General features: G+C 40.3%; 24 protein-coding genes. All 24 read right to left on the minus strand.

Translation table 11 applies throughout. The features are described 5' to 3' along the window. Positions 1-8: 8 nt before the first annotated feature. Positions 9-506 carry a chemotaxis protein CheD gene (locus FC19_RS02545; RefSeq protein ID WP_057875428.1) on the minus strand — a complete coding sequence of 166 codons (498 nt, stop codon included), beginning with the start codon at positions 504-506 and terminating at the stop codon, positions 9-11. Continuing rightward, positions 487-981, minus strand: a complete 495-nt coding sequence (locus FC19_RS02550) for a chemotaxis protein CheW (RefSeq protein ID WP_057875429.1) — start codon at positions 979-981, stop codon at positions 487-489. The genes FC19_RS02545 and FC19_RS02550 overlap by 20 nt, the downstream gene beginning before the upstream one ends. Positions 982-1032: 51 nt before the next feature. Next, positions 1033-2331, minus strand: coding sequence for a methyl-accepting chemotaxis protein (locus tag FC19_RS02555; RefSeq protein ID WP_057875430.1), 1299 nt, complete (start codon positions 2329-2331; stop codon positions 1033-1035). A 161-nt stretch (positions 2332-2492) separates the two neighbouring features. Beyond that, positions 2493-3203 carry a cell division ATP-binding protein FtsE gene (locus FC19_RS02560; protein WP_057875431.1) on the minus strand — a complete coding sequence of 237 codons (711 nt, stop codon included), beginning with the start codon at positions 3201-3203 and terminating at the stop codon, positions 2493-2495. 16 nt (positions 3204-3219) lie between these two features. After that, positions 3220-3999 carry a flagellar hook-basal body protein gene (locus FC19_RS02565; protein WP_057875432.1) on the minus strand — a complete coding sequence of 260 codons (780 nt, stop codon included), beginning with the start codon at positions 3997-3999 and terminating at the stop codon, positions 3220-3222. A gap of 16 nt (positions 4000-4015) precedes the next feature. Further along, a complete protein-coding gene (locus FC19_RS02570) occupies positions 4016-4717 on the minus strand; it encodes a flagellar hook-basal body protein (protein WP_057875433.1) in 702 nt (233 codons plus the stop codon). Then, the gene (locus FC19_RS02575; RefSeq protein WP_057875434.1) at positions 4714-5424 is read right to left on the minus strand and encodes a sigma-70 family RNA polymerase sigma factor; all 711 of its coding nucleotides are present in this window, start codon (positions 5422-5424) and stop codon (positions 4714-4716) included. Before FC19_RS02575 ends, FC19_RS02570 begins: the two co-directional genes overlap by 4 nt. Before the next feature lie 50 nt (positions 5425-5474). Continuing rightward, entirely contained in the window at positions 5475-7556 is a 2082-nt protein-coding gene (gene flhA / locus FC19_RS02580; protein WP_057875435.1) for a flagellar biosynthesis protein FlhA, read from the minus strand. Between the two features lie 30 nt (positions 7557-7586). Further along, positions 7587-8654 carry a flagellar biosynthesis protein FlhB gene (gene flhB, locus FC19_RS02585; protein WP_057875436.1) on the minus strand — a complete coding sequence of 356 codons (1068 nt, stop codon included), beginning with the start codon at positions 8652-8654 and terminating at the stop codon, positions 7587-7589. Positions 8655-8663: 9 nt separating this feature from the next. Further along, on the minus strand, positions 8664-9422 hold the full coding sequence (gene fliR / locus FC19_RS02590) for a flagellar biosynthetic protein FliR (protein WP_057875437.1): 759 nt from the start codon (positions 9420-9422) through the stop codon (positions 8664-8666). 28 nt (positions 9423-9450) lie between these two features. Beyond that, entirely contained in the window at positions 9451-9714 is a 264-nt protein-coding gene (gene fliQ, locus FC19_RS02595) for a flagellar biosynthesis protein FliQ (RefSeq protein WP_057875438.1), read from the minus strand. An 18-nt stretch (positions 9715-9732) separates the two neighbouring features. After that, entirely contained in the window at positions 9733-10497 is a 765-nt protein-coding gene (fliP, locus tag FC19_RS02600; protein ID WP_057875439.1) for a flagellar type III secretion system pore protein FliP, read from the minus strand. Next, positions 10494-10856 (minus strand): flagellar biosynthetic protein FliO, encoded by a 363-nt coding sequence (locus FC19_RS02605; protein WP_057875440.1) that lies wholly within the window; start codon positions 10854-10856, stop codon positions 10494-10496. The genes fliP and FC19_RS02605 overlap by 4 nt, the downstream gene beginning before the upstream one ends. A gap of 18 nt (positions 10857-10874) precedes the next feature. Continuing rightward, the gene (locus FC19_RS02610) at positions 10875-11375 is read right to left on the minus strand and encodes a flagellar basal body-associated FliL family protein (protein WP_057875441.1); all 501 of its coding nucleotides are present in this window, start codon (positions 11373-11375) and stop codon (positions 10875-10877) included. Between the two features lie 19 nt (positions 11376-11394). Continuing rightward, the gene (locus FC19_RS02615; protein ID WP_057875442.1) at positions 11395-11601 is read right to left on the minus strand and encodes a flagellar FlbD family protein; all 207 of its coding nucleotides are present in this window, start codon (positions 11599-11601) and stop codon (positions 11395-11397) included. A gap of 44 nt (positions 11602-11645) precedes the next feature. Then, positions 11646-12509 carry a flagellar hook-basal body complex protein gene (locus FC19_RS02620; protein ID WP_057875443.1) on the minus strand — a complete coding sequence of 288 codons (864 nt, stop codon included), beginning with the start codon at positions 12507-12509 and terminating at the stop codon, positions 11646-11648. A gap of 77 nt (positions 12510-12586) precedes the next feature. Beyond that, a complete protein-coding gene (locus FC19_RS02625; protein ID WP_057875444.1) occupies positions 12587-12952 on the minus strand; it encodes a hypothetical protein in 366 nt (121 codons plus the stop codon). A gap of 8 nt (positions 12953-12960) precedes the next feature. Beyond that, on the minus strand, positions 12961-13383 hold the full coding sequence (locus tag FC19_RS02630) for a flagellar hook capping FlgD N-terminal domain-containing protein (RefSeq protein WP_057736877.1): 423 nt from the start codon (positions 13381-13383) through the stop codon (positions 12961-12963). A gap of 18 nt (positions 13384-13401) precedes the next feature. Further along, complete coding sequence (locus FC19_RS02635) at positions 13402-15159, minus strand: flagellar hook-length control protein FliK (RefSeq protein WP_057875445.1); 1758 nt, start codon at positions 15157-15159, stop codon at positions 13402-13404. Between the two features lie 20 nt (positions 15160-15179). Further along, positions 15180-15605 carry a flagellar export protein FliJ gene (gene fliJ, locus FC19_RS11295; protein ID WP_083488303.1) on the minus strand — a complete coding sequence of 142 codons (426 nt, stop codon included), beginning with the start codon at positions 15603-15605 and terminating at the stop codon, positions 15180-15182. 20 nt (positions 15606-15625) lie between these two features. Beyond that, the gene (gene fliI / locus FC19_RS02645; protein WP_057875586.1) at positions 15626-16972 is read right to left on the minus strand and encodes a flagellar protein export ATPase FliI; all 1347 of its coding nucleotides are present in this window, start codon (positions 16970-16972) and stop codon (positions 15626-15628) included. A 5-nt stretch (positions 16973-16977) separates the two neighbouring features. Next, positions 16978-17706 (minus strand): FliH/SctL family protein, encoded by a 729-nt coding sequence (locus tag FC19_RS02650; protein WP_057875447.1) that lies wholly within the window; start codon positions 17704-17706, stop codon positions 16978-16980. After that, positions 17690-18694, minus strand: a complete 1005-nt coding sequence (gene fliG, locus FC19_RS02655; protein ID WP_057736858.1) for a flagellar motor switch protein FliG — start codon at positions 18692-18694, stop codon at positions 17690-17692. Before fliG ends, FC19_RS02650 begins: the two co-directional genes overlap by 17 nt. A gap of 16 nt (positions 18695-18710) precedes the next feature. Then, positions 18711-20291, minus strand: coding sequence for a flagellar basal-body MS-ring/collar protein FliF (gene fliF, locus FC19_RS02660; protein ID WP_057875448.1), 1581 nt, complete (start codon positions 20289-20291; stop codon positions 18711-18713). Between the last annotated feature and the right edge of the window lies 1 nt (position 20292).

Here is a 20292-nt window from a genome sequence, read left to right on the forward strand (position 1 = left end):
TAGCTCCTTCATATATATACTGCATCGTGATGAACGATACGAACCATCGTTTCAAAATTCTTCAAATCAACGATCATTGTTCGCCCACTATTTCCACCCACATGACTCGCAATGAGCGGTATTCCTAATTCTTTCAACATTTCTTCAACTGCTTCAATATTTCGTTGACCAATATTGCCTGTCTTAGAAAGTGCGTTAAAACCAAACATGTTGGCTCCGCCAACTATTTTAGCCTTAAATCTTGCACGAGGGGCCTTTTGTTTAAGCTTGTCTACCATTTCTGGAAGCGCAAGATCAGCAAATTTTGCAGTGTTCAATGCTTGTTTCTTGGCGAATGGGTGACTATCAGGCAACATGATATGACTCAAGCCTCCGATTCCAGCTTGCTCGTTATAGATGATAGTTCCAATACAGGAACCAAGCCCGACTGTTATCAATTTTGCTGGTGCAAGAGCTATTTTATAATCTGCAATCCCCACTCTAACTTCATTCTGAATCAGTTCCATCACTAGCATTACCTTTATCAGCATTTAATTGATCAACCGTTGCTAACAATTCTGTTTCTTGCCGGTTATCAAAGAGGTAATCTAATTTGACAGAAATCACGACTTTGTCTTCCAGCTTCAGGAATTTATCAATATAACCACGTTTTAAATCAGCTTTTGCCAATTCTTTTTCATAATTTGTTTCTTCAAGATAAGAAATTCCCAAAATATTCTCAACGAAGATCCCCAGCGAATTTTCTTTCCAGTCACATAAAATTACCTTGTTATCATCCGAAGATTCAGTGTACTGTCCAAAAAGTTTTCTTCGCAGATCTACAATAGGAATCATATGGTCCTGATATTCGTATACGCCCAAAATATAATCTGCCACTTCAGGCAAAGTGATAAAATTGCTAGCTTCAATCACCCGTGTAACAGCTTTGACTGGCATCGCAAATAGCTGTTTATGACTCTTGAACACCACATATTGTTCCATTAACGCCAACCCTTTCTTTGAAAATGTAATTTTCAATCACCTGTAAAGCGATCAAACCTTGAAACTGTCAACTTGGAATTTCAGAACACTGGCGATGTCTTCAATATCCTTAACAGATGATTCAAATTTCTTAACAATATTATAGAATTCCTCAACGTTAGCAGTTGCTTCTTGCGTTCCAGCAGAAGTTTCAGAGATCGCCGACGTAATATTTTCGACTGATTGTGTCACAGTGTCCTTCTCTTCGACCACTCCAACAATATGTTTTTCAATGGCTTGAATACTTTCAACAAATTTTTCAACCATCCCAGAGATTTCCTTGGTAGAATCGATCGCTTTGTTGACATTTTCAGTCTGTTTCTCACCGCTCGCGTAAGAGTCATTTAAGGCTGCCGTCATGTGTTCTGACTTGTCTCTGATAACTTCGATAATGTCACGGATATTCTTAGCTGATTTTCCGCTTTCCTCAGCTAGTGTCCGCACTTCTTCAGCAACAATGGCAAAACCACGTCCCGCTTCACCTGCGCGGGCAGCTTCGATTGAGGCGTTGAGTGCTAATAGGTTTGTCTGCTCTGAGATATCATTGATCAATTGAACGATATTGCCGATATTCTGAATATCTTTGTTCATGTTATCCATCTCTTCAACTATCTCAGATTGGCCAGTTCTTTCTTGTTCCCAACTCTCAGAAACTTGAACCATCATATCCGTATTTCTTGTATTAGTTTGCTTGGCTTCTTCTGCGTAGCCGCTCATTCGGCCAACTTCTTTGTGGATCTCTTCTATATTAGAAGCCAGTTTCTGCATGTCACTTGCAGTCTGTTCAGCTTCTGTCGTTTGTGAAGTCGATGCATCTGCAATACTATTCATCGTCGAACGAATATTCTCAATTGCCGTTGAAGATTTCTTAGACATCTTCGCAAGTGTCCCTGCGATATCATTCATATGCCCGCTTTCTTCCTTGATTCCAATGATCATCGCAACAAACGCATTGATGACACCATGGAAACCATCCTTGACCTTCGCAATGATTGGATTATCATTGTTATTTGATTTAAATTTATCCAATTGAGACATATCGCCAGAACTAACAGCGTCTAGTATTTTCTGCAAGTTCTTCATTTCAGTATAAAAAGCACCATTTGCTATCAATGCAAAGATTTCACTCGCTATCGCATAGATGATAACAGCCATTACTCCAAATACAATAAAATTATGTGCTGCTTGAGTGTCGCCTGCCCCCTTCACGATGAAGAAGTAACACAGAATCAAGATCAGTGCTGTTACACCCGCTGGAATCAGTGGACGCAGCTTAAGTTTCTTAAAAAAGTTCAAAAATTTTTTACCCATGGTTATACCCCTTCCAATAGATATACTTAATTAAAGTATTTAAGATTCAAAGATGCTATTCAATTTTCCTTTATAAGTCCGCTCTCCTTTTTTGAATTTGAAAATAGCAATCCCTTACTTTCAATATCGGCGATTTCGCATAAAATTTTAAGCATCAATTCTCACCAGACATAAATATCTTTTGGATCAGCATAACTTGTGTATCCACCGTCGTGATCATCACGGATCAAACGGCCTCCTTGTAACTCAAGGACACGCTTTCTAATTGAATTGACCATCGTACTGTCGTGCGTTGCCATTATCACTGTTGTTCCCCTCTGATTTAAACGAAAAAACAGTTTCATGATTTCCGCAGACGACTTTGTATCCAAATTAGCGGTCGGTTCATCGGCGATCAGCACAAAAGGTTTATTCACAATGGCACGGGCAATGGCTATTTTTTTCTGTTGTCCAATCGAAAGTTCTTGCAGCATTTTATCTTTATATGCAGACATGCCCACTAATTCAAGAACCTCCAATCCTCGTTCCTCTTTTAGAGCCCCCCTTACTCCCAGTGCCTCTAAACAATATGCGATATTCTCAAAAACGGAATAATATGGAATAAATAGGTCTTTTTGCATAACGATCCCAATTTGCCGACGCAACAAATACAACTTATTCAACGCAACTTTTTCGACTTGCATATTTCCGAGCTTGATTGAACCGCTTGTCAATGTTTCCTCGCGTGTTAATAACTTCAGCAGAGTCGACTTGCCCGCTCCGCTGGGGCCGACAAGATACACAAATTCTCCTTGCTTTACATTAAAAGAAACATCGATCAAAGCTTTGACGCGTTCACCATATCGTTTGTTGACATTTTTTAAACTGATCAATTTACTCCTCCCTTAATCATTCAGAGAATTTATTAACAACACTCAGCATGTCATCAGTTGCTTGGACTGCCTTTGCATTTAATCCATACGCACGCTGCGTAATTATCATATTACTCATCGAATCAGACAGATCGACTGTCGAATTTTCTAGATGGTACTGCTGGATAGAACCCAACCCGCCATTGAAGGCTGTATTCAATTGTGCCCCAGCGGTAACTCGATAAAGATTGTTGCCTAATGCTTGCAGATCATTTGTGTTATTAGGGCTGTAGAGAGGGATTCTTCCAACTTGGACTGTCCGTTCACCATCTTGAACATTGATGCTTCCGTTAGAATCGATTCTGACGTTTCCTTTAGGCCAGCGATTTTGCGGCACAGATGCATCAATTGATAACCGATATCCTTGCTGATTAACAAGCTCTCCATTTCCATTACGATGAAAGTCACCGTCTCTGGTCAGCAACAGATTATTATTCTGATCATAAACTCCAAAAAAGCCTTGACCTTCTATCGCCATATCATAAGGTGAAGCAGTATTTTGTAGGCTTCCTTGAGCAAAATTGATGTTTTCTTGATTGACTTCCAAACCTTCATTTAAGGCAGTGTTTGCCGCTTGAGGACTCAATGTGACTTCTTGGGCAGTTGTTTGATTATTCAAAAGTTCTTGAAAACTAGTATCGCGGCTCTTGTACCCTACCGTATTAACATTAGCAATATTATTTGAGACAACATCCATACTTTTTTGCAATCCGTTCATACCAGACTTGCTGATTGATAGAAGACTATTCATATTCATTGTGCTAACCTCATCTTTATATCTTTCCTAATTCATTTACTGCTTTATTCAACGTTTCGTTATTCGAGTTCAATATCTTCTGATTTGCCTCAAACTCTCGGCCTGTTTGGATCAAAGAGACCATTTCATCAGCAGTCGAAACATTGGATTGCTCTAGATAGCCCTGTCTCACATCCGCGCCTTGGAGCGTTCGTCCTTGAGCGTTACTTGTAAAATATGTATTTCCAATATCTTGTAATCCCTGCTGATCATCAAAAGCAGTGATCTGAAAATTATTATTCCCCGCTGTTGCTGGCTGCCCAGCAGTATTCAGGACCGTATAGCCTTCTTGTGTAACATATTGATTTTGGTCATTAAGATTAAAATTACCATTTCTGGTATAAGCTTCCTGTCCGCTAGGCATTCTAACTGTGAAATATCCATCATTTGAAACTGCAAAATCCGTTGCCCTTCCGGTTTGATGCAAGGCGCCTTTAGTTTCATCAAGGTAGGAACCGTCTAATTGATTTTCAAATGTAAAACCGCCGACTTCAGTTCTTTGATTTGCATTTGGACCACCTTGATAGTTGTGCAACTGTACTTCTTTTAAAGTGCTTTGAAAAAGGTGTTTGGCGCGATAGCCAGTTGTATTAACATTTGCAATATTGCCACTAACATTTTCCTGACGTTTTTGCAGTATATCCACACTTTTTCGAAGCGTATCGAGTGCACGTATCATGATAATTCCTCCTTAATAAGATTTTTTAATTTGATTATGATTTTCCCATGGATCTGTGAAACCCGCGCTATCGAAATATCCAGAATAGCTGCAATTTCCTTTAATGTGGCCTCTTCTTCATAATATAGGCTCAAGACAAGCTGCTCACGCTCTGACAGCTTTTTGATGCTACTTATCAATGCCTGCTTACGTTCTTCTTGCAAAAGGGTTTCTTCACCATTTTCAGCCAGTGTGTCTTGGATCATATCTTGGAGTGAGATCCCTTCATCTGCGTGTGAGAAAAGCGTATCTTCCAAAGAAATACTGGCCAGGTAGTGAATACTATCATAGATATTTCCCAGCTGAGCGGCATCAATATTCATTTCCTTGCAAATCTCACTATCTGTAACTTCACGTTTGAGTTTCTGTTCCAGTTCTTGTTTTGCTTTATAAAACTGGTTAACAATCGTCATTTTATAGCGCGAAATTTTAGAATGTTTTCGAATTTCATCAATAATTGCACCTTTGATACGGATCATCGCATAACTTTCAAAGGGAACCTTTTTGGTTACATCAAACTTCCTTAGTGCATCAATCAAACCGATTACACCAATATTATATAGATCTCCATATTCATACTCTGTACTTTTAATTGATATTCGATTGGCCACACGCTCAACCAGCGGCAAGTATTTTAAGACTTCATCTTCTATGCTCGTTTCGTACACAAAAACATCCCCCTCTCATGCTCAAAGTTTCTTCTCGACGACACAACTCATTAAATATTGATGTTTCCGACTGTTTCGATTGCAATCTCATTCGGAATCTCATTTAACGAAAGAACAGCCATATTAGGATAATTGAATGAAATCAGTTTTCGAAAAGCTAATCTAATTTTAGGTGATGTTAGAACAACAAATGATGTATCTTTGACCATCATATTTTGTTGAATTTTTCCAAGTGCACTTAATATACGATTAACAGATTCTGGTTTTAAAACCGGATATGAACCAGTTGCCGTTTTCTGGATACTCTGCATGATGAGCTCTTCAACTTTAGGGTGAACTGTCACAACGTTCAATTGGTTGTTCTCATCTGAATACTTGTTAGCAATTGTTCGTTTGAGCGCCTGTCTGACGTACTCTGTCAGGACCTCTGTATCTTTTGTCACGACACCGTAATCAGCTAGGGTTTCCAAGATCGTTGCAAGATCGTTGATTGGGATTTTTTCTTCTAGCAAATTCTGCAGTACCTTCTCGACTTCGCCAAGTCGCATAATATCTGGGATTAATTCGTCAATCACTACGTTATATTGGTCTTTGATACCTTCGAGCAACTTCTTGACCTCTTGACGGCCTAGCAGTTCAGGGGCATGGGCATAAATGATCTCTTTTAAATGCGTAGCAATTACTGTTAGTGGTTCAATAATCGTAAAGCCTTGCAGATCAGCTGTTTCCTTATCTTTTTCATCGATCCACATCGCATCAAGATTGAATGCCGGCTCTTTAGTCGGAATGCCCTTAAATGGAAAGGGCTCGTCACTAGGACTAATAATCATAAACTTATCTGGATAAATATCGCCTTTACCGACTTCATTCCCGCGAATCTTGATCGAGTAATCATTGGATTCAAGATACAGATTGTCACGAATACGAACTGGGTTCACTAATATTCCTAATTCACGTGCAGTCTGTTTACGAATTGATACAATTCTGCTCATCAGACTATTGTCCACTGAACTATCAACAATAGGGATCAACCCATATCCAATCTCAATTGCGATCGGTTCAACCTGAAATGATGACACTGACTCTTCTTCATCCTGTGTCTCTTTTTTGCGCTGAAGAGCGAGTGTCTGTTCTTCCTTCTTGCGCTGCTTTACGGCTTTTTCTTCCTGCTGTTTAACAAGCATGCTGGCTCCAAACATCAATATTCCAATCAGTACAAATGGGATAAACGGGAAACCTGGAATGACTGACAGTACCATCAGAATAACGCCAACGATTCTAAAAAGCTGCGGATAACGTACAACGTCCCGTGCAATATCCAGACCAAAAGAGCTGTTATTGTCAGAACGCGTTACGATAACACCTGATGCGATTGAAATCAGCAAAGAAGGAATAGCGCTGACAAGGCCATCACCGATTGCCAGTTTGCCGAATTGTGAAAGTGCCTCGGTAACTGACATATCTCCCTTAACAGAAAAAATAACTGCTCCGCCGATCAGATTGATCAAGGTGACCAGAATTCCCGCGATCGCATCGCCTTTAACAAACTTGCTGGCACCATCCATTGAACCGTAAAAATCCGCTTCACGCTGCAGATCCTTACGCCGTTTCCTAGCATCTTTCTCATTAATCAAACCTGAATTTAGATCTGAATCGATTGCCATCTGCTTACCAGGCATCGCGTCAAGTGTAAATCTGGCTGACACTTCAGAAACTCTTCCAGCACCATTTGTCACAACAACTAACTGGACGACCATAATAATAACGAACAAAATGATCCCTACGATGTAATTACTACCCGCCACAACGTTGGCAAAAGCATCAATTACGTTTCCACCATTTCCATTCGTTAAGATCAGGCGCGTTGACGACATATTCAGACCTAATTTAAACATCGTAGTAATTAGTAACAGTGTCGGAAAAGTTGTAAACTCCAGAACCGATTTAGTGAATAAAGTTATCAATAAGATGTTCATTGCCACCGTTAAGTTGATAACAATCAAGACATCTAAAATAGGTGCTGGCAAAGGAATGATAATCAAACCAATAATTCCTACAACTAAAAATGAGACAAGTACGTCAGCATAATTTAGTTTTCTGCCACTCTTTTTCTTCTGGACTGCCTTTTGCATTCACTTAGTTCCTCCTTAATAATCGAACGGTCAAATTTTATTTTTGCTTTCTTCTTCCAAGCGATAGACTAACGCTATGATCTCCGCAACTGATTCATACATATCAACTGGTACAAATTGCCCTGGTTCAACTTTTTTATACAGAGCATGCGCTAAGGGACGATTCTCGATCATTGGTATATGCTCTTTACGTGCTTCTGCTTTCATTCGCTGAGCCAATTGATCGGCACCTTTAGCTAGTAAAATCGGGACCTCATCCTTTTCAGGATCATATCTGATCGCTAAAGCAAAATGCGTTGGATTGGTGATCAATACTGTCGCCTTTTTTACATTTGCAACCGCGTTGCGGACCATTTCTTGATACTTAGCTTTTCGCTGGGACTTGACCTTAGGATCGCCTTCCATCTGCTTGAACTCTTCCTTAATCTCCTGTTTTGTCATCCGTAAGCTCTTAAGATGCGTGTAACGTTGATACATATAATCAGCTAGTGATAATACCAACAGCACCAATGCAATTTTTAAAGACAGATCTCTGGCAAAATCCAAGACAAAAAACAAAATTTTGCCCGTGCCAACCGAACTGAGGTTAATCAGAATCGGGATCGTTTGAATAAACTTCTGATAACAGAGATATGCGATTATTCCAAATTTAGCGAGTGTTTTAACCATATTGAAGACTGCCCGGAGTCCAAACATTTGTTTGAATCCATTCAAAGGATTGATTTTCTTAAAATCTGGCTTTATCGGTTTTGTCGTGAATAGCAATCCAACCTGAAAAAAATTAGCTAAATAGCCGATTGCCATGCTGAGCGCCATAAAAGGGGCACATAGTAAAAAGATCATCAAAACTGCTTGAATTCCGACCTTCGAAAGGTCCCGATACTCGATTTTAAATCTTCCGATTTGCTGGATCATCTGAACCATATATGGCATGAAATGACTAAGGACAAATTCCCAAGAAGGCACCATAATAACTGCGAAAACCAATAAAGCCAGGGCCGCGTTCAATTCTTGACTTTTAGGAACTTCACCTCGTTTGCGTGCGTCTTTTAACCGTTTGGCAGTTGGGCGTTCTGTTTTACCATCCTTATCTCCCATGTCGACTTCTTACCTCGCTTGTTGGATAGATCTGACAAAATCCATCATGTTAGAAATAGATTCAGCTAAATGTGTACCTAGAAAACTCATCAAATTCGGCAAAAGCAGCAGAAAAATAATCAATGCAACTGCCGTTTTAACTGACAAACTTAACATCAGAACGTTGATCTGGGGAATCGATCTTGAAATTATTCCTAAAACGAGGTCAATTACAAGAACTGAAACGACCAAGGGGGCTGCTAAACTTAAAGACATTTCGACCGTTTGCGCAAACAGTTTGACGATCCCCTCAACCGTAAAACCTTTAAGCACCATTGCTCCCAAGGGTACTATCCTGAATGACTCTAAAATGCCGAAAATCAATTGCTGGTGCAGATTCAACAGAAAAAAAACGCATAACGCAAGCCAATAATATAGCTTCCCAAATTGAGATGTCATCATCTGCATCGTTGAATCATAAGCCTGTGCCATTGAGAATCCGACTTGAAAATCAATCATCTGTCCTGCCATCATCACTGCATTAAAAACCAACTGGCTTAAATATCCCATTGCGAGTCCGAATAGAATCTCTTTGACTGCTGCCAATGAGAATAAAATCATTGAAACTTCTTTATAGTTTCCTACAGCTGGGAATGCAGCAATTACTAAACTGAGACCAACGACCATTTTTGCCATATTCGGAAAATCACGTTGTGAAAAAACCGGCCCAATGACGAGAAACGACATGATACGGCAAAGAATCAATGCCCCCATCTGAACTTGAGCCATCTTTTCCACCTCACTTACTTATACTTATTTACAATGAAGAAATCATTTTGAAGATAGACTTCGTAAATTCCAGCAGAATATTCAACATAAAGTTTCCCGCTAAAATCAACGTCACAAAAATCGCAATCAACTTGGGGACAAAGCTTAGTGTCTGTTCTTGGATCTGGGTCGTTGCCTGAAAAATACTGATTATAAAACCGACGACCATCCCAACTAAAACAGCAGGCCCTGCGATTAAAATGATCCGAATAAATGCATCCCGCACTACGTTTAAAACCATCTCGACTGTCATAAATCACGTTCCAACTTCCTAGTAAAAACTTCGAATAAGCGACTCGACTAACAGATACCAGCCATCAACCATTACAAACAACAAGATTTTAAACGGCAATGCTATCATGACAGGCGACAGCATTACCATCCCCATCGACATCAGAATGCTTGAAACGACCATGTCAATTATCAAAAACGGAATAAACAACAGGAACCCAATACTGAAAGCCGTCCTTAGTTCACTGATAATGAAGGCAGGTGTAATGACCGTCATCGGAATTTTTTTATACGATCTATAGTGGTGCTTGTCCTTAGAGGCATCTAAAAACAGTTGAATATCTTTGTTTCTTGTCTGTTTATACATAAACGCCTTCATACGCACTTCAGATCGGTTGAAAACCTGCTTTTGCGAAATTTCCTGCTTATTGTATGGTACAATCGCGTCTTTATAAATATCCGTGTACACAGGCCGCATTGTAAAGAACGTTAAGAACAGTGCCAGCCCGATCAAAACTTGGTTAGGTGGATTCTGCTGTGTTCCTAAGGCACTGCGGGCAAACGACAAAACCATAATGATCCGTGTAAAAGAAGTTGTCATAACCAGCAAAATCGGTGCGACTGATAAAAGTGTAAGCAGCAAAAAGGTATTAATAATCTGGTTTGACCCATTCCCGCTGGACAATAAATTATTAACTGTCGATGTAACATCGTTCGTGCTGATCGCCAAAGCGTCGACAGGGAAAAGAATAAAGGCTCCGCAGGCGGTCCCTGCTGCACTCAGCAGTGCTGTTTTCTTTCTCATTTGCTACTTCCTTTTTTATTTGACAACTTTTTAGTAACTTTTTTCAAAACATCTGAAAATTCAGGTGCTGCCTTGCTCGGTGTTCGTTCTAATGAGGCAAGGAACTTCACTGCTTCCTCTTCTGTTAATTCTTTCAAGATCTCGTTTTGCTGTTCAGAGAAACTCATAACATAATATTTATCAACAATTTGAACTACTCCGATCGAGGAGGTCTTGCTAACAGCAATTTTTCGCAAAATCCGAAACGTACTGTTAGTTTGATTAGTATACTTGTTCAGATACTTAAGAAAAATGTTGATCAAGTAAATAATAATCAACAAAAATACGCATATTTTGATAAGTGAAAAAAAGATATACATTAGCGGGCCTCCCCTCCTTTACTGCACAACTAGGTCTGTCACAAACACCTCTTGCACAATTTGCTGCCCATAAGATCGATTAATATTATTCTTTAACTCATTTTTCAGATTCGGGATACTGTCCGCAGAATTCAAAATATCTGATGCCTTCTTTTGACGTAAAACATTAATCACACTATCACGGACAACTGCTGTGTTTTTCTTAATACTCTTGCTATTATCTGAATTAGCCACTAAAAGTGAAAGTGAAACACGTGCATACTTATCTGAACCCGAACCGTCATCTGCCAAATTAACCAAAAACTTTTTAACCGGTACGATAACTTGTTTACTGGAAATCTTAGCAGTATCGCTGCTTTTTTTAGCTGCTTCGGTCTTCTCATTCGCAAGAAACTTCGAAGTTAAGAGAGTTCCGCCGATCCCGCCTCCTACAGCAATAATCAAAATCAAGGGGAGAATAATGATCCACTTCACTCCGCTTTTTTTACGACCTTCTGTTTCTTCATTTTCTTTTGCCATATGTCACCAACTCTATCTCTTATTTTCTTTCGTCTTTTGGGAGTTCCCGAAAGACTTTTCTCCGATATTCAATAATCCGGTCAACAATCTCTTCCGCAGATTGCTTAACAATCAAAGTCTTACCATCAGTCAAGATCACTACAGTATCAGGTGTTTCTTCAATGCGGTAAATTAAATCAGGATTCAAATAAAACTGATGACCATTCATAGAAACCAAAGCAATCATAGACATCCACCCTTTTTTATAAATTGTTATTTAAAATTACCCGACTATCTCTTTAAATTAATTAATTCCTGCAGCATTTCGTCCGATGTTGTGATACTTCTTGCATTTGCTTGATATGCACGGTTTGCAATGATCATTTCTGTAAATTCATTTGAAAGGTCAACATTGGACATCTCGAGCTTACCAGATTGAATATTTCCACTGCCGTTTTCCCCAGCCTGACCCAGAACTGCTGCACCCGAGTTAGCCGTTGCTGCGTAGTTATTTCCCCCCATCTTCTGCAAACCGCCCGGATTGAAGAATGTTGCTAACTCTACTTTACCAATCACATAAGTCTGACTGCCATACTTAGCAGTAACTGTCCCATTCTCGTCAACCGCTAATGAGTTGTTGCTGTAATTCTGGCCCCCAATTTGTGAAGCAATCGTAATTGGAGTAGCAGTTCCACTGTAAGTTGGTGTTCCGCCTTCAACTTGTGCACCGCCTGAAGTAGCATATCCCATCACTTTCAAACCGCCTGAATTGACAAGAGTTCCATTAGCATCGAGTTTAAAAGATCCGTCTCTTGTATAATATGTGCCATTGTCAGCATTGCGGACCACAAAATAACCCTCACCGCCAATATACAAATCTGTCGGATTTCCTGTCGATTGTGGTGCCCCTGCGCCTGTTGAAGTGTCAATTGAGCCCGTTTGAACCCCTAAACCGATCTGTTTACCGTTGATTCCGCCGCCATTGCCAGTGGGCGCGGTCGCATTCGACATTGTTTGACTCACCATATCCTGAAAAGATACACGGCTTGATTTATAACCTGTTGTATTTACGTTTGCAATGTTATTTGACACCACATCCATTTTTGTCTGTAAGTTTTTCATTCCGCTAACGCCTGAGTAAAGTGATCTTAACATTATTATTCCCCCTATTAATTTGCCGCATCTTCTTCTGTCATTCGGAAAATGCAATAGCCCCTTTTCAGTCCAGCTATTTACTTTATAAATTTTGTGCTATCTATGTTGGTTACTGTATTAATTTCTTGCATGTTCATTGCTGTAATGATCGTTCGGTTATGAATATTTGCAATCAATCCCATATCTTTGTACAGCAGGAGTGACTCCTTACTGCCTTTTTGTTCCAATTCAGTCAAGGCATTTGAGATTTGCTGATAATCATCATTATGAAGGTGCATATCTCGTGCCGTTAGCCGTTTACGTGCATGATTTGAAATCTTAAGATTCTGCTTTTTTTCATCCAGAACTTTTGAAAAGAGCTCATTACTCTGTTCTTTTTTTGATGAAACAGTATTCTGCGCCGCCAGTGCTGAAGTATGGACCCGTGAAATCTCCATTGACATCGATCGAATCACCCAACCTCATTCAAGGTACTCATACTGTATTCTTTGTTGTTTACAACTAAGGTTGCATAACCATTCTCAAAACGGACTTTATCAACTTTGCCGGTAATATTGCTGCCACCGTCATTGAGCGTGACATTCTTGCCTAAAAGGTTAAATGCTTCCTGCTGTTGCATGATCATAACAGAGCTTGTAAGGTTTTTCCCCATGGCGTTCAATTGATCAAGTGTCGTGAATTGCGCAAGCTGTGAAACATAGTCTGTTCCGCTACCGCTGCTTCCCGAATCACTACCACTCATTGAAGGGTTGCTCATCGATGCAGCCATGATTTTAAGAAAAGACTCCATCGAAACGCCTGAAGAATTTTTGGTGGTATTATAAGCCGTTGCATCAGCAATTGATGGAACAGCATCAGATATCGTGTTGTTCAATATATACAATCTCCCTTATTAAGCTAAAATACTGATTGTACTTTTGCTTTTTTCTTCTTTTGTCTCTTTCTTTATCTTCTGTGCTTCCAATTTTTCTTGATAAAGACTTCCCTTAGCATGCCGTTTGAAGGTTCGCTGCTCGAATTGCCTTTGCGAAGACTGCTGGTTCAAAAGGTCCAGCTGGAGTGAATCGAAATTATTAACTTGCGTAGTGTTTTCTTTCGCACCAACCGTCCCGTTACCTGTATCTTGATTTTTCAAAACTTGCTCCAGTTTAGTTGAAATAGATTCCAACAACTGTTTCGTATGTTCACTTTGGACTTTAAATTCCAAGCGCACCTGCTGTTCTGTCACACTCAAGGAAACTCTGACTTTTCCCAGATTTTCAGGCAACAGCTGCAATGTCAGTGACTTGTTTGCCCCATTAGTCATTGTCTTTAAATCTTGTACGATTGGACGTGCTATTTCAGAAGTCTGCTCTGCGCTCAACAAATTTCCATTTTCTGCTGCCGTACTTGTTGTCACACTTGCCGATGTCTGTCCACTTGGACGCAGATCAACAACAAGTGGGTTTTGCGTTTCAACAGCAGTAAGCTGTCCGACTACAATTTGTTTAACAACTGTTGGACCTTTAGTACTTGTTTTTTCCACAGTATTGTCAGAAACTCCACCGGAATTTTGGGTAATATCAGCCGCCAATTCATCATCATACTTTACAGAATTTTTTTCAGCGGCATTTGCCCCCTCATTTTGCAATTCGATTGCCGGATTTTGTGTATTATCTGAAACTCCAAATTTAAGTGCTTTTGTACTCGTATTGTCTAAATTTTCGGTACTCAAATTTTTATAATTTTTTGCATTTAAATTTTTTTCAGCCCCATTAATCTCATCCACTGGAATATTCGCTGGCTCTTTTTGCTCATTCTGAGGTGTCGTTGCATCTGCTTTTGTCTCATTTGGAATATTTTCCTGTGTTTTCTGACCAGTTTCTGCAGTTACTTCATCTGTCTTAACAGCTTTTAATACCTCGTTCGCTGTTATTTTTCCCGCTGCTTTTGGCTTTTCGGCATTTTGACCATCAGAGCCGACTCTCAACTTCTGTTTTTCATTATCAGAGGTTCCTGTTACTTTCGTACCAGCAGCAGCTTCAGGATTTTTTTTGCCATCTGCTGTTCCTGCTACTTGAGCCATAGGCTGATTTTCTGCTGAAGACTTAGCATCATCTTGGATACCCGCCGTTTCTGGCTGGGTCTCATCCGCTATTTCTGTTTGTGTACTGGAAACCTGAATTGCCTTTTCATTTGTTGCAGCAGTTATTGTACACTTATCCTGCTTGTCACTCTTTGAATCTGTACTTGCGGCGGACTGCCCCACCTTTTCGCCTGTGCCCGCTGACAATACTGGTTGTACTGGCAAAGTTTCTTGCATTGTTGCTGTTAATAAAGTTTGTTCTCCAACAACCGACTTGTTTTTTTCTCCTTCGTCTTCATCTTTCTTTGCAGACACTGCGACTGTCGCTTTCGCGTCTGCATCAACTTGTTTATTGTCCGACGAATTTTTCGGCGCTCGTCCATCCGTGCCTTCTTCAAGCAGCGCTTTCTGCTTTTTGTCGAGCTGTTGTTCCTTCATCGTCTGCTGGATCGCTGAAGCAGTTTTCTTAGTGCTGCATTTTTTTAGTATCTTTTTGAAACTGCCAGCATCCTTTGTCTCAGCGGCTGTCGTTCCATCAATACCCGAAGCAGAAACGCTAATGTCTTTAGTACTTATTTTTTGCATTTATTCACCTCCCTTCAATATTAAAAAGCAAACTTGGAGCGGTTTCCCATTTCATCTAGTTGCTTTTGTTCCTCATGTTTAATTTCCTGAAGATATACCAAGTGTTGTTTCTCTTCGAGCTTTTCAAGTACCTTGCGTTCTTTTTGTGCCTGGACAACTTCTTGAAGGGCCATCTCAACTTTATTTTGCAACTCAAGCGATTCTGTTTTTATCTCTCCAATGCGCCGGTCAAGCTCAATCAGATAGCGTTGCTGAACTTGCATCCTGCCAACAGTCAATTCACCGACGTCCATCAGGTTAAATTTCTCGATACTTAATCTTTCTGCTTCGTTTTCCTTGCTGGATAGTTCTTGGCGAAGTGCAGTATAGTTTCGCTTGATGCGCTGCTCATTCTGTTTTCGATATTCAAGGATATTCCCTAATGAAAATTCAAATCGTTTGATGATTGATCTCCTCCCTCAAGCCACTATTGCCGCTGTCCTTCAAGTGAAGTTACATCACTAAACAGCTCATTTAATTGATTTAACGTTTGTTCATATGTGGAATGTTCATCAACCTTTTGGCAGAGAAAATCATCAATCGGATGATGCAATGAAATAGCATAATCGATAACTGCATTCGATCCTGCTTTATAAGCACCAATATCGATCAAGTCCTTTGAATCAGCGTAAACAGACATGTTTTCGCGCAATTCGCTTGCATGCTGGTAATGCTGGTCATCGACTAGTGACTTCATCAATCGGCTTAGGCTGTTTTGAACATCAATGGCTGGATAATGGTTGTGCGCCGCTATTTTACGTGAAAGAATGATATGACCGTCAAGAATCCCACGAACTGCATCAGCGATCGGTTCATTCATATCATCACCTTCAACCAAAACAGTATAAAATGCTGTAATCGATCCCTTACTGGAGGTGCCACTCCGCTCAAGTAACTTAGGAAGGGCCGCAAAAACCGAAGGAGTATACCCTTTGGTAGTTGGCGGTTCTCCTGTCGATAACCCGATTTCCCTCTGTGCCATCGCGAAACGAGTAACTGAATCCATCATGAGCACTACTTTCTTCCCTTGATCACGATAATATTCAGCAATTGCAGTCGCAACGTGGGCTCCCTTCAAACGAACAAGCGGCGGCATATCCGAGGTAGCACAGACAACAACTGATTTACGATATCCCTCTGGCCCCAAATCATTTTCGATAAATTCTTTGACCTCACGGCCACGTTCGCCGATCAAACCAATGACAATCACGTCTGCCTCACAATACTTGGCAATCATGCCTAAAAGTGTGCTTTTACCGACACCACTGCCTGCAAAAACCCCTATTCGCTGTCCCTCACCGACTGTCAATAGACCATCAATTGCTCTGACACCTGTACTTAGAATTGCATCGATTTTCTTGCGCTGGAACGGATCAGGTGAATCTTGAATAACTGGATAATCAGTCAGTTTCATTGTGTCTATCTCATGGTCAAAAGGTCTTCCTAAACCATCAAGCGTATGCCCCAACAATTCATCGCTGACTCTAACCGTTAAAACTTTACCTGTTGCTTTGACCAAGCATCCGGGGCCGATTCCTTCAAGTTCATCCAACGGCATTAGCAGCACTGTCTCCTTGATAAAACCAACAACTTCTGTCAAGGCAACTTTTTTGCCGCTACTGATCATAACCTTGCAGATTTCTCCCATGAAAACATCCATGCCTTCAACTTTAATAATCAATCCGACAATTTCACTAACCTTGCCATACGAGGTATAGAATTCATGCTCTTTTGCTTTTTCAAGATAATCATCTAAATTCAGTTTAAATTCCATATCGATCACTCAGTTTCCTGTATTTGCTGTAGAAATTTGCGCAATTCTTCTTGAAGATCAAATGTTTCAAATGATTCCGTGGACTCCACTGTTATTTCATATGGTGACAGTTTCAGATTGTCTAGTACAATGTATCTTAAGTTAGCTGTCTCCCTTTTCTTTGCTTCCATTTTCTTTACCAATACTTCATGGTAGCGTGGATTAGCGTGAATCGTGATTACCTGATCTGGTTTCTCAAGCTTGAACAGAATCGGATCAAGCAATGGCAGTAATTCTTCACTATTTTTGTCCAACTCATGTTTTACCAGTATCTCCGTCATTTCAATCGCAAAAGAAATGATCCTGTTCCGCTCTGCTGCGACGTATTGCTTCGTACTGTCGATTGTTTCGGCCAAATTTCTTTTTGCTTGTTCTGTCAGCTCTTGCGCAGCCTTTTTGCCCTCAAGCTCACCTGCTTGATAACCATCCTGATAACCTTCTTCTTTGGCCTGCTGATAAGCTGTTTCTTTGATCCTAGCCGCTTCTTCTTTAGCGTTACCAAGTATCTTCTGCCTGATGATCTCCATACTTTTTTGCTGGCTTGCGCTCAGCTCGCTTGTGTTAAACGCATCTTTAGGCGATCGCTTCTTCTTTTTTGCATGCGGCTTAGCAACAGCCTTGGTGACAATTGATTTTGAGCTTTTATTCTTTGAAATACTGGTTTGCTTTAACAGATTATTATTTGATAACTGCATCCTGCTCCCCTCTTCCAATATAAATCTCACCCGCTTCATCTAGCTTACGGATAACTCCAACAATAGTTTGCTGTGCTTCTTCAACTGCCGACAAACGTGTTGGTCCCATAAACTCAAGTTCCTCTTTAAGATTCTCAACTGCACGACTCGAAAGATTTTCGAAGATAAAGTTTTGAATATCCTCAGTTGTTCCCTTCAAGGCCAGCACAAGAACGTCATTGTCAACATCACGCAAAACTTTTTGAACATCCATTTTTTCAAGCGTAATAATATCTTCAAAAGTGAAGAGACTAGCCTTAACTTCACTAGCCAACTCGGGTTGGCGAACATCCAGATCATTAATAATGTTCTTCTCAGTACTTCGACTTGCCGAGTTCAAGATATCAACTAAGGTGTGAACACCACCGACATTTTCAGTATCGTTTTCAGCGTAATTTGAGAATTTATTCTCAATGACCTTCTCAATTCTTTTGACAATTTTAGGTGAAGTACTTGTTATTGTCCCAATGCGCTCCGCAACATCTACCTGAAAATCCATCGGAAATTGTGATAAAACATCTGCAGCTTTATCTGGCTGCATATAGCACATAATCAACGCCACTGTTTGTGGATGCTCATCAACCAACAGATTGACCAGCTGCTGCGTATCAGCTTTACGTGCAATATTGAATGGTCTTTCCCTTAACTGGATTTGATTTAAAAGATCAATGATCTCCTTTGCCTTTTGAGGCCCTAGAGCTTGATTTAATAAATTCTTAGCGTAATCGATCCCGCCATCCAGGACATATTGTTTTGCCGCAGCCGTATTAACAAATTCTTCCAAGACTTTCTCGCGCTGTTCAGGACTAACAGCATCCGTATTTGCAATTTCATAACTCACTTTTTGAATAAAGTTTTCTGGAAGCAGCTTCATGATCTTAGATGATGTTTCCGACCCAAGCGAAATCAATAAGATTGCTGCCTTTTTAATACCTTCGATTGAATCCATTTCGCTTACCTCAAATCTATTTTTCTTTCATCCATGCTTTAAGAAGATCGGCTACTTCTTCAGGATGCTTGTCAGCATATTCTTTTGCCTTCTCATCCTTGTCTTTTTGGGCCCTTTCACGCTTAGCCGCGAGCTCCAACGCCTTTTTATCTTCTGCACTTTTTTTCTCTGACTGTTCTTCGAGGTTTTCTTCGTCTTGTGGGGTTGTTGGTTGTGTTACATCCGCATCCTCGTAGTATTCATCCTCGTTGTTCTGACGTCTCTTCCTGATAATCAAGATAGTGCCTATAATCGAACCGATCAGCAATAATGCCCCTGCACCAGCTCCCACGTATAACCAAAGATTTGACTTTTTCTTCTTAGATTTTGTATTATCATTCGTACTCTTTCTGTGCTTTACAAAATCAATACCCTGAACATTGATCGCATCTCCTCGCCCTTGGTCGAAGCCGATAGCTGAAGAAACAAGCGTCTTGATTTGATTCTGGTCATTTTGAGACAAGTCTCCGTTGACTACAACTGAGCTCGTCATTCTCTTGATTGAGCCCGGTGCACTGATGATCTTTGTTGTCTGTGTATCTAATTCATTATTAACACTTCGGCTGTAAGAACCGTTATCACTACTGCTGCTGCTTCCTGTTACGTTAGAAGCATTGTTATTCGCCTCGCCCGTTTGTGTATTCTGTGTCGCCTGACCGTTTCCAGTCGTCTGGACATTTTCGCTTCTGATCTTAGGATTATTGTATGTAACCATTTTTCTTTCGATTGAGTCAAAATTCAAATCAAGATTGACTGAAACTCGAAGTTTATTAGTCCCGTATATCGGTCGGAGCAGCTTGTTAATCTTATCTTCCAGCATTTTTTCATAGGCCTTTTGGATCCCCATGTACTTTGTGCTGTAATTTGACATCTGATTATCATCGCTACTGTTACCTGACAACAATTGTCCATTGCTATCTACAACTTTGACATTCTGCGGGCTCAGATTTTCGACCGCTCCAGCAGTCAGTGCAACGATTCCTTGAACAGCTGAATCGGTAATCCCGCTTCCTTTAAGCGTTAATACAACAGATGCTTTAGCTTTTTTTTCTTTTCCGTCATCATCAAAAACGCTTTGTTTTGGTGTTACAAGCATGACCTTTGCTTTTTCAACTTCATTAAGCGATTCGATCGCTCGTTCCAGCTCACCAGTCACTGCCCGCTGGTACATGACCTTGCGATCTTCATCTGTTGTCATAACATTCGTACTATCGAACAATTCAAATCCAGTTGAACTGTTCGGCAGTTTGTTATCAACAGCCAGATCAATTCGCGTTTGATCAACCTTGCTCTGATCGATCATAATCGTTTTTCCATCGTCCGTTAATTTGTATGGAATATTTTCACTCTTCAGCTCTTTCGTAACTGTTCCAGCATCCGCATCACTTAAATCCGTAAACAGTACACCATATTGAATTCTGGTGTTCATGTAATAAACAATACCAATAACAACAAAAACACTGATAAGTGCAAGTGAAAGCGACACTTTTTTTATACGACTCTGTGATTGCCAGCGATCTCTTAACCGTCCCAACCCATTTTTTAATTTATCAAACACT

The organism is Liquorilactobacillus aquaticus DSM 21051 (assembly GCF_001436755.1).
In the GTDB taxonomy this organism is placed as follows: Bacteria; Bacillota; Bacilli; order Lactobacillales; family Lactobacillaceae; genus Liquorilactobacillus; species Liquorilactobacillus aquaticus.

Excerpts from the sequence above, each read along its gene's own strand:
- FC19_RS02545 (WP_057875428.1), bottom strand. The coding sequence starts at position 506 with ATGGAACTGATTCAGAATGAAGTTAGAGTGGGGATTGCAGATTATAAA.
- FC19_RS02550 (WP_057875429.1), bottom strand. The coding sequence starts at position 981 with ATGGAACAATATGTGGTGTTCAAGAGTCATAAACAGCTATTTGCGATG.
- FC19_RS02555 (WP_057875430.1), bottom strand. The coding sequence starts at position 2,331 with ATGGGTAAAAAATTTTTGAACTTTTTTAAGAAACTTAAGCTGCGTCCA.
- FC19_RS02565 (WP_057875432.1), bottom strand. The coding sequence starts at position 3,999 with ATGAATATGAATAGTCTTCTATCAATCAGCAAGTCTGGTATGAACGGA.
- FC19_RS02570 (WP_057875433.1), bottom strand. The coding sequence starts at position 4,717 with ATGATACGTGCACTCGATACGCTTCGAAAAAGTGTGGATATACTGCAA.
- flhA (WP_057875435.1), bottom strand. The coding sequence starts at position 7,556 with ATGCAAAAGGCAGTCCAGAAGAAAAAGAGTGGCAGAAAACTAAATTAT.
- flhB (WP_057875436.1), bottom strand. The coding sequence starts at position 8,654 with ATGGGAGATAAGGATGGTAAAACAGAACGCCCAACTGCCAAACGGTTA.
- fliR (WP_057875437.1), bottom strand. The coding sequence starts at position 9,422 with ATGGCTCAAGTTCAGATGGGGGCATTGATTCTTTGCCGTATCATGTCG.
- fliQ (WP_057875438.1), bottom strand. The coding sequence starts at position 9,714 with ATGACAGTCGAGATGGTTTTAAACGTAGTGCGGGATGCATTTATTCGG.
- fliP (WP_057875439.1), bottom strand. The coding sequence starts at position 10,497 with ATGAGAAAGAAAACAGCACTGCTGAGTGCAGCAGGGACCGCCTGCGGA.
- FC19_RS02605 (WP_057875440.1), bottom strand. The coding sequence starts at position 10,856 with ATGTATATCTTTTTTTCACTTATCAAAATATGCGTATTTTTGTTGATT.
- FC19_RS02610 (WP_057875441.1), bottom strand. The coding sequence starts at position 11,375 with ATGGCAAAAGAAAATGAAGAAACAGAAGGTCGTAAAAAAAGCGGAGTG.
- FC19_RS02615 (WP_057875442.1), bottom strand. The coding sequence starts at position 11,601 with ATGATTGCTTTGGTTTCTATGAATGGTCATCAGTTTTATTTGAATCCT.
- FC19_RS02620 (WP_057875443.1), bottom strand. The coding sequence starts at position 12,509 with ATGTTAAGATCACTTTACTCAGGCGTTAGCGGAATGAAAAACTTACAG.
- FC19_RS02625 (WP_057875444.1), bottom strand. The coding sequence starts at position 12,952 with ATGTCAATGGAGATTTCACGGGTCCATACTTCAGCACTGGCGGCGCAG.
- FC19_RS02635 (WP_057875445.1), bottom strand. The coding sequence starts at position 15,159 with ATGCAAAAAATAAGTACTAAAGACATTAGCGTTTCTGCTTCGGGTATT.
- fliI (WP_057875586.1), bottom strand. The coding sequence starts at position 16,972 with ATGGAATTTAAACTGAATTTAGATGATTATCTTGAAAAAGCAAAAGAG.
- FC19_RS02650 (WP_057875447.1), bottom strand. The coding sequence starts at position 17,706 with ATGCAGTTATCAAATAATAATCTGTTAAAGCAAACCAGTATTTCAAAG.
- fliG (WP_057736858.1), bottom strand. The coding sequence starts at position 18,694 with ATGGATTCAATCGAAGGTATTAAAAAGGCAGCAATCTTATTGATTTCG.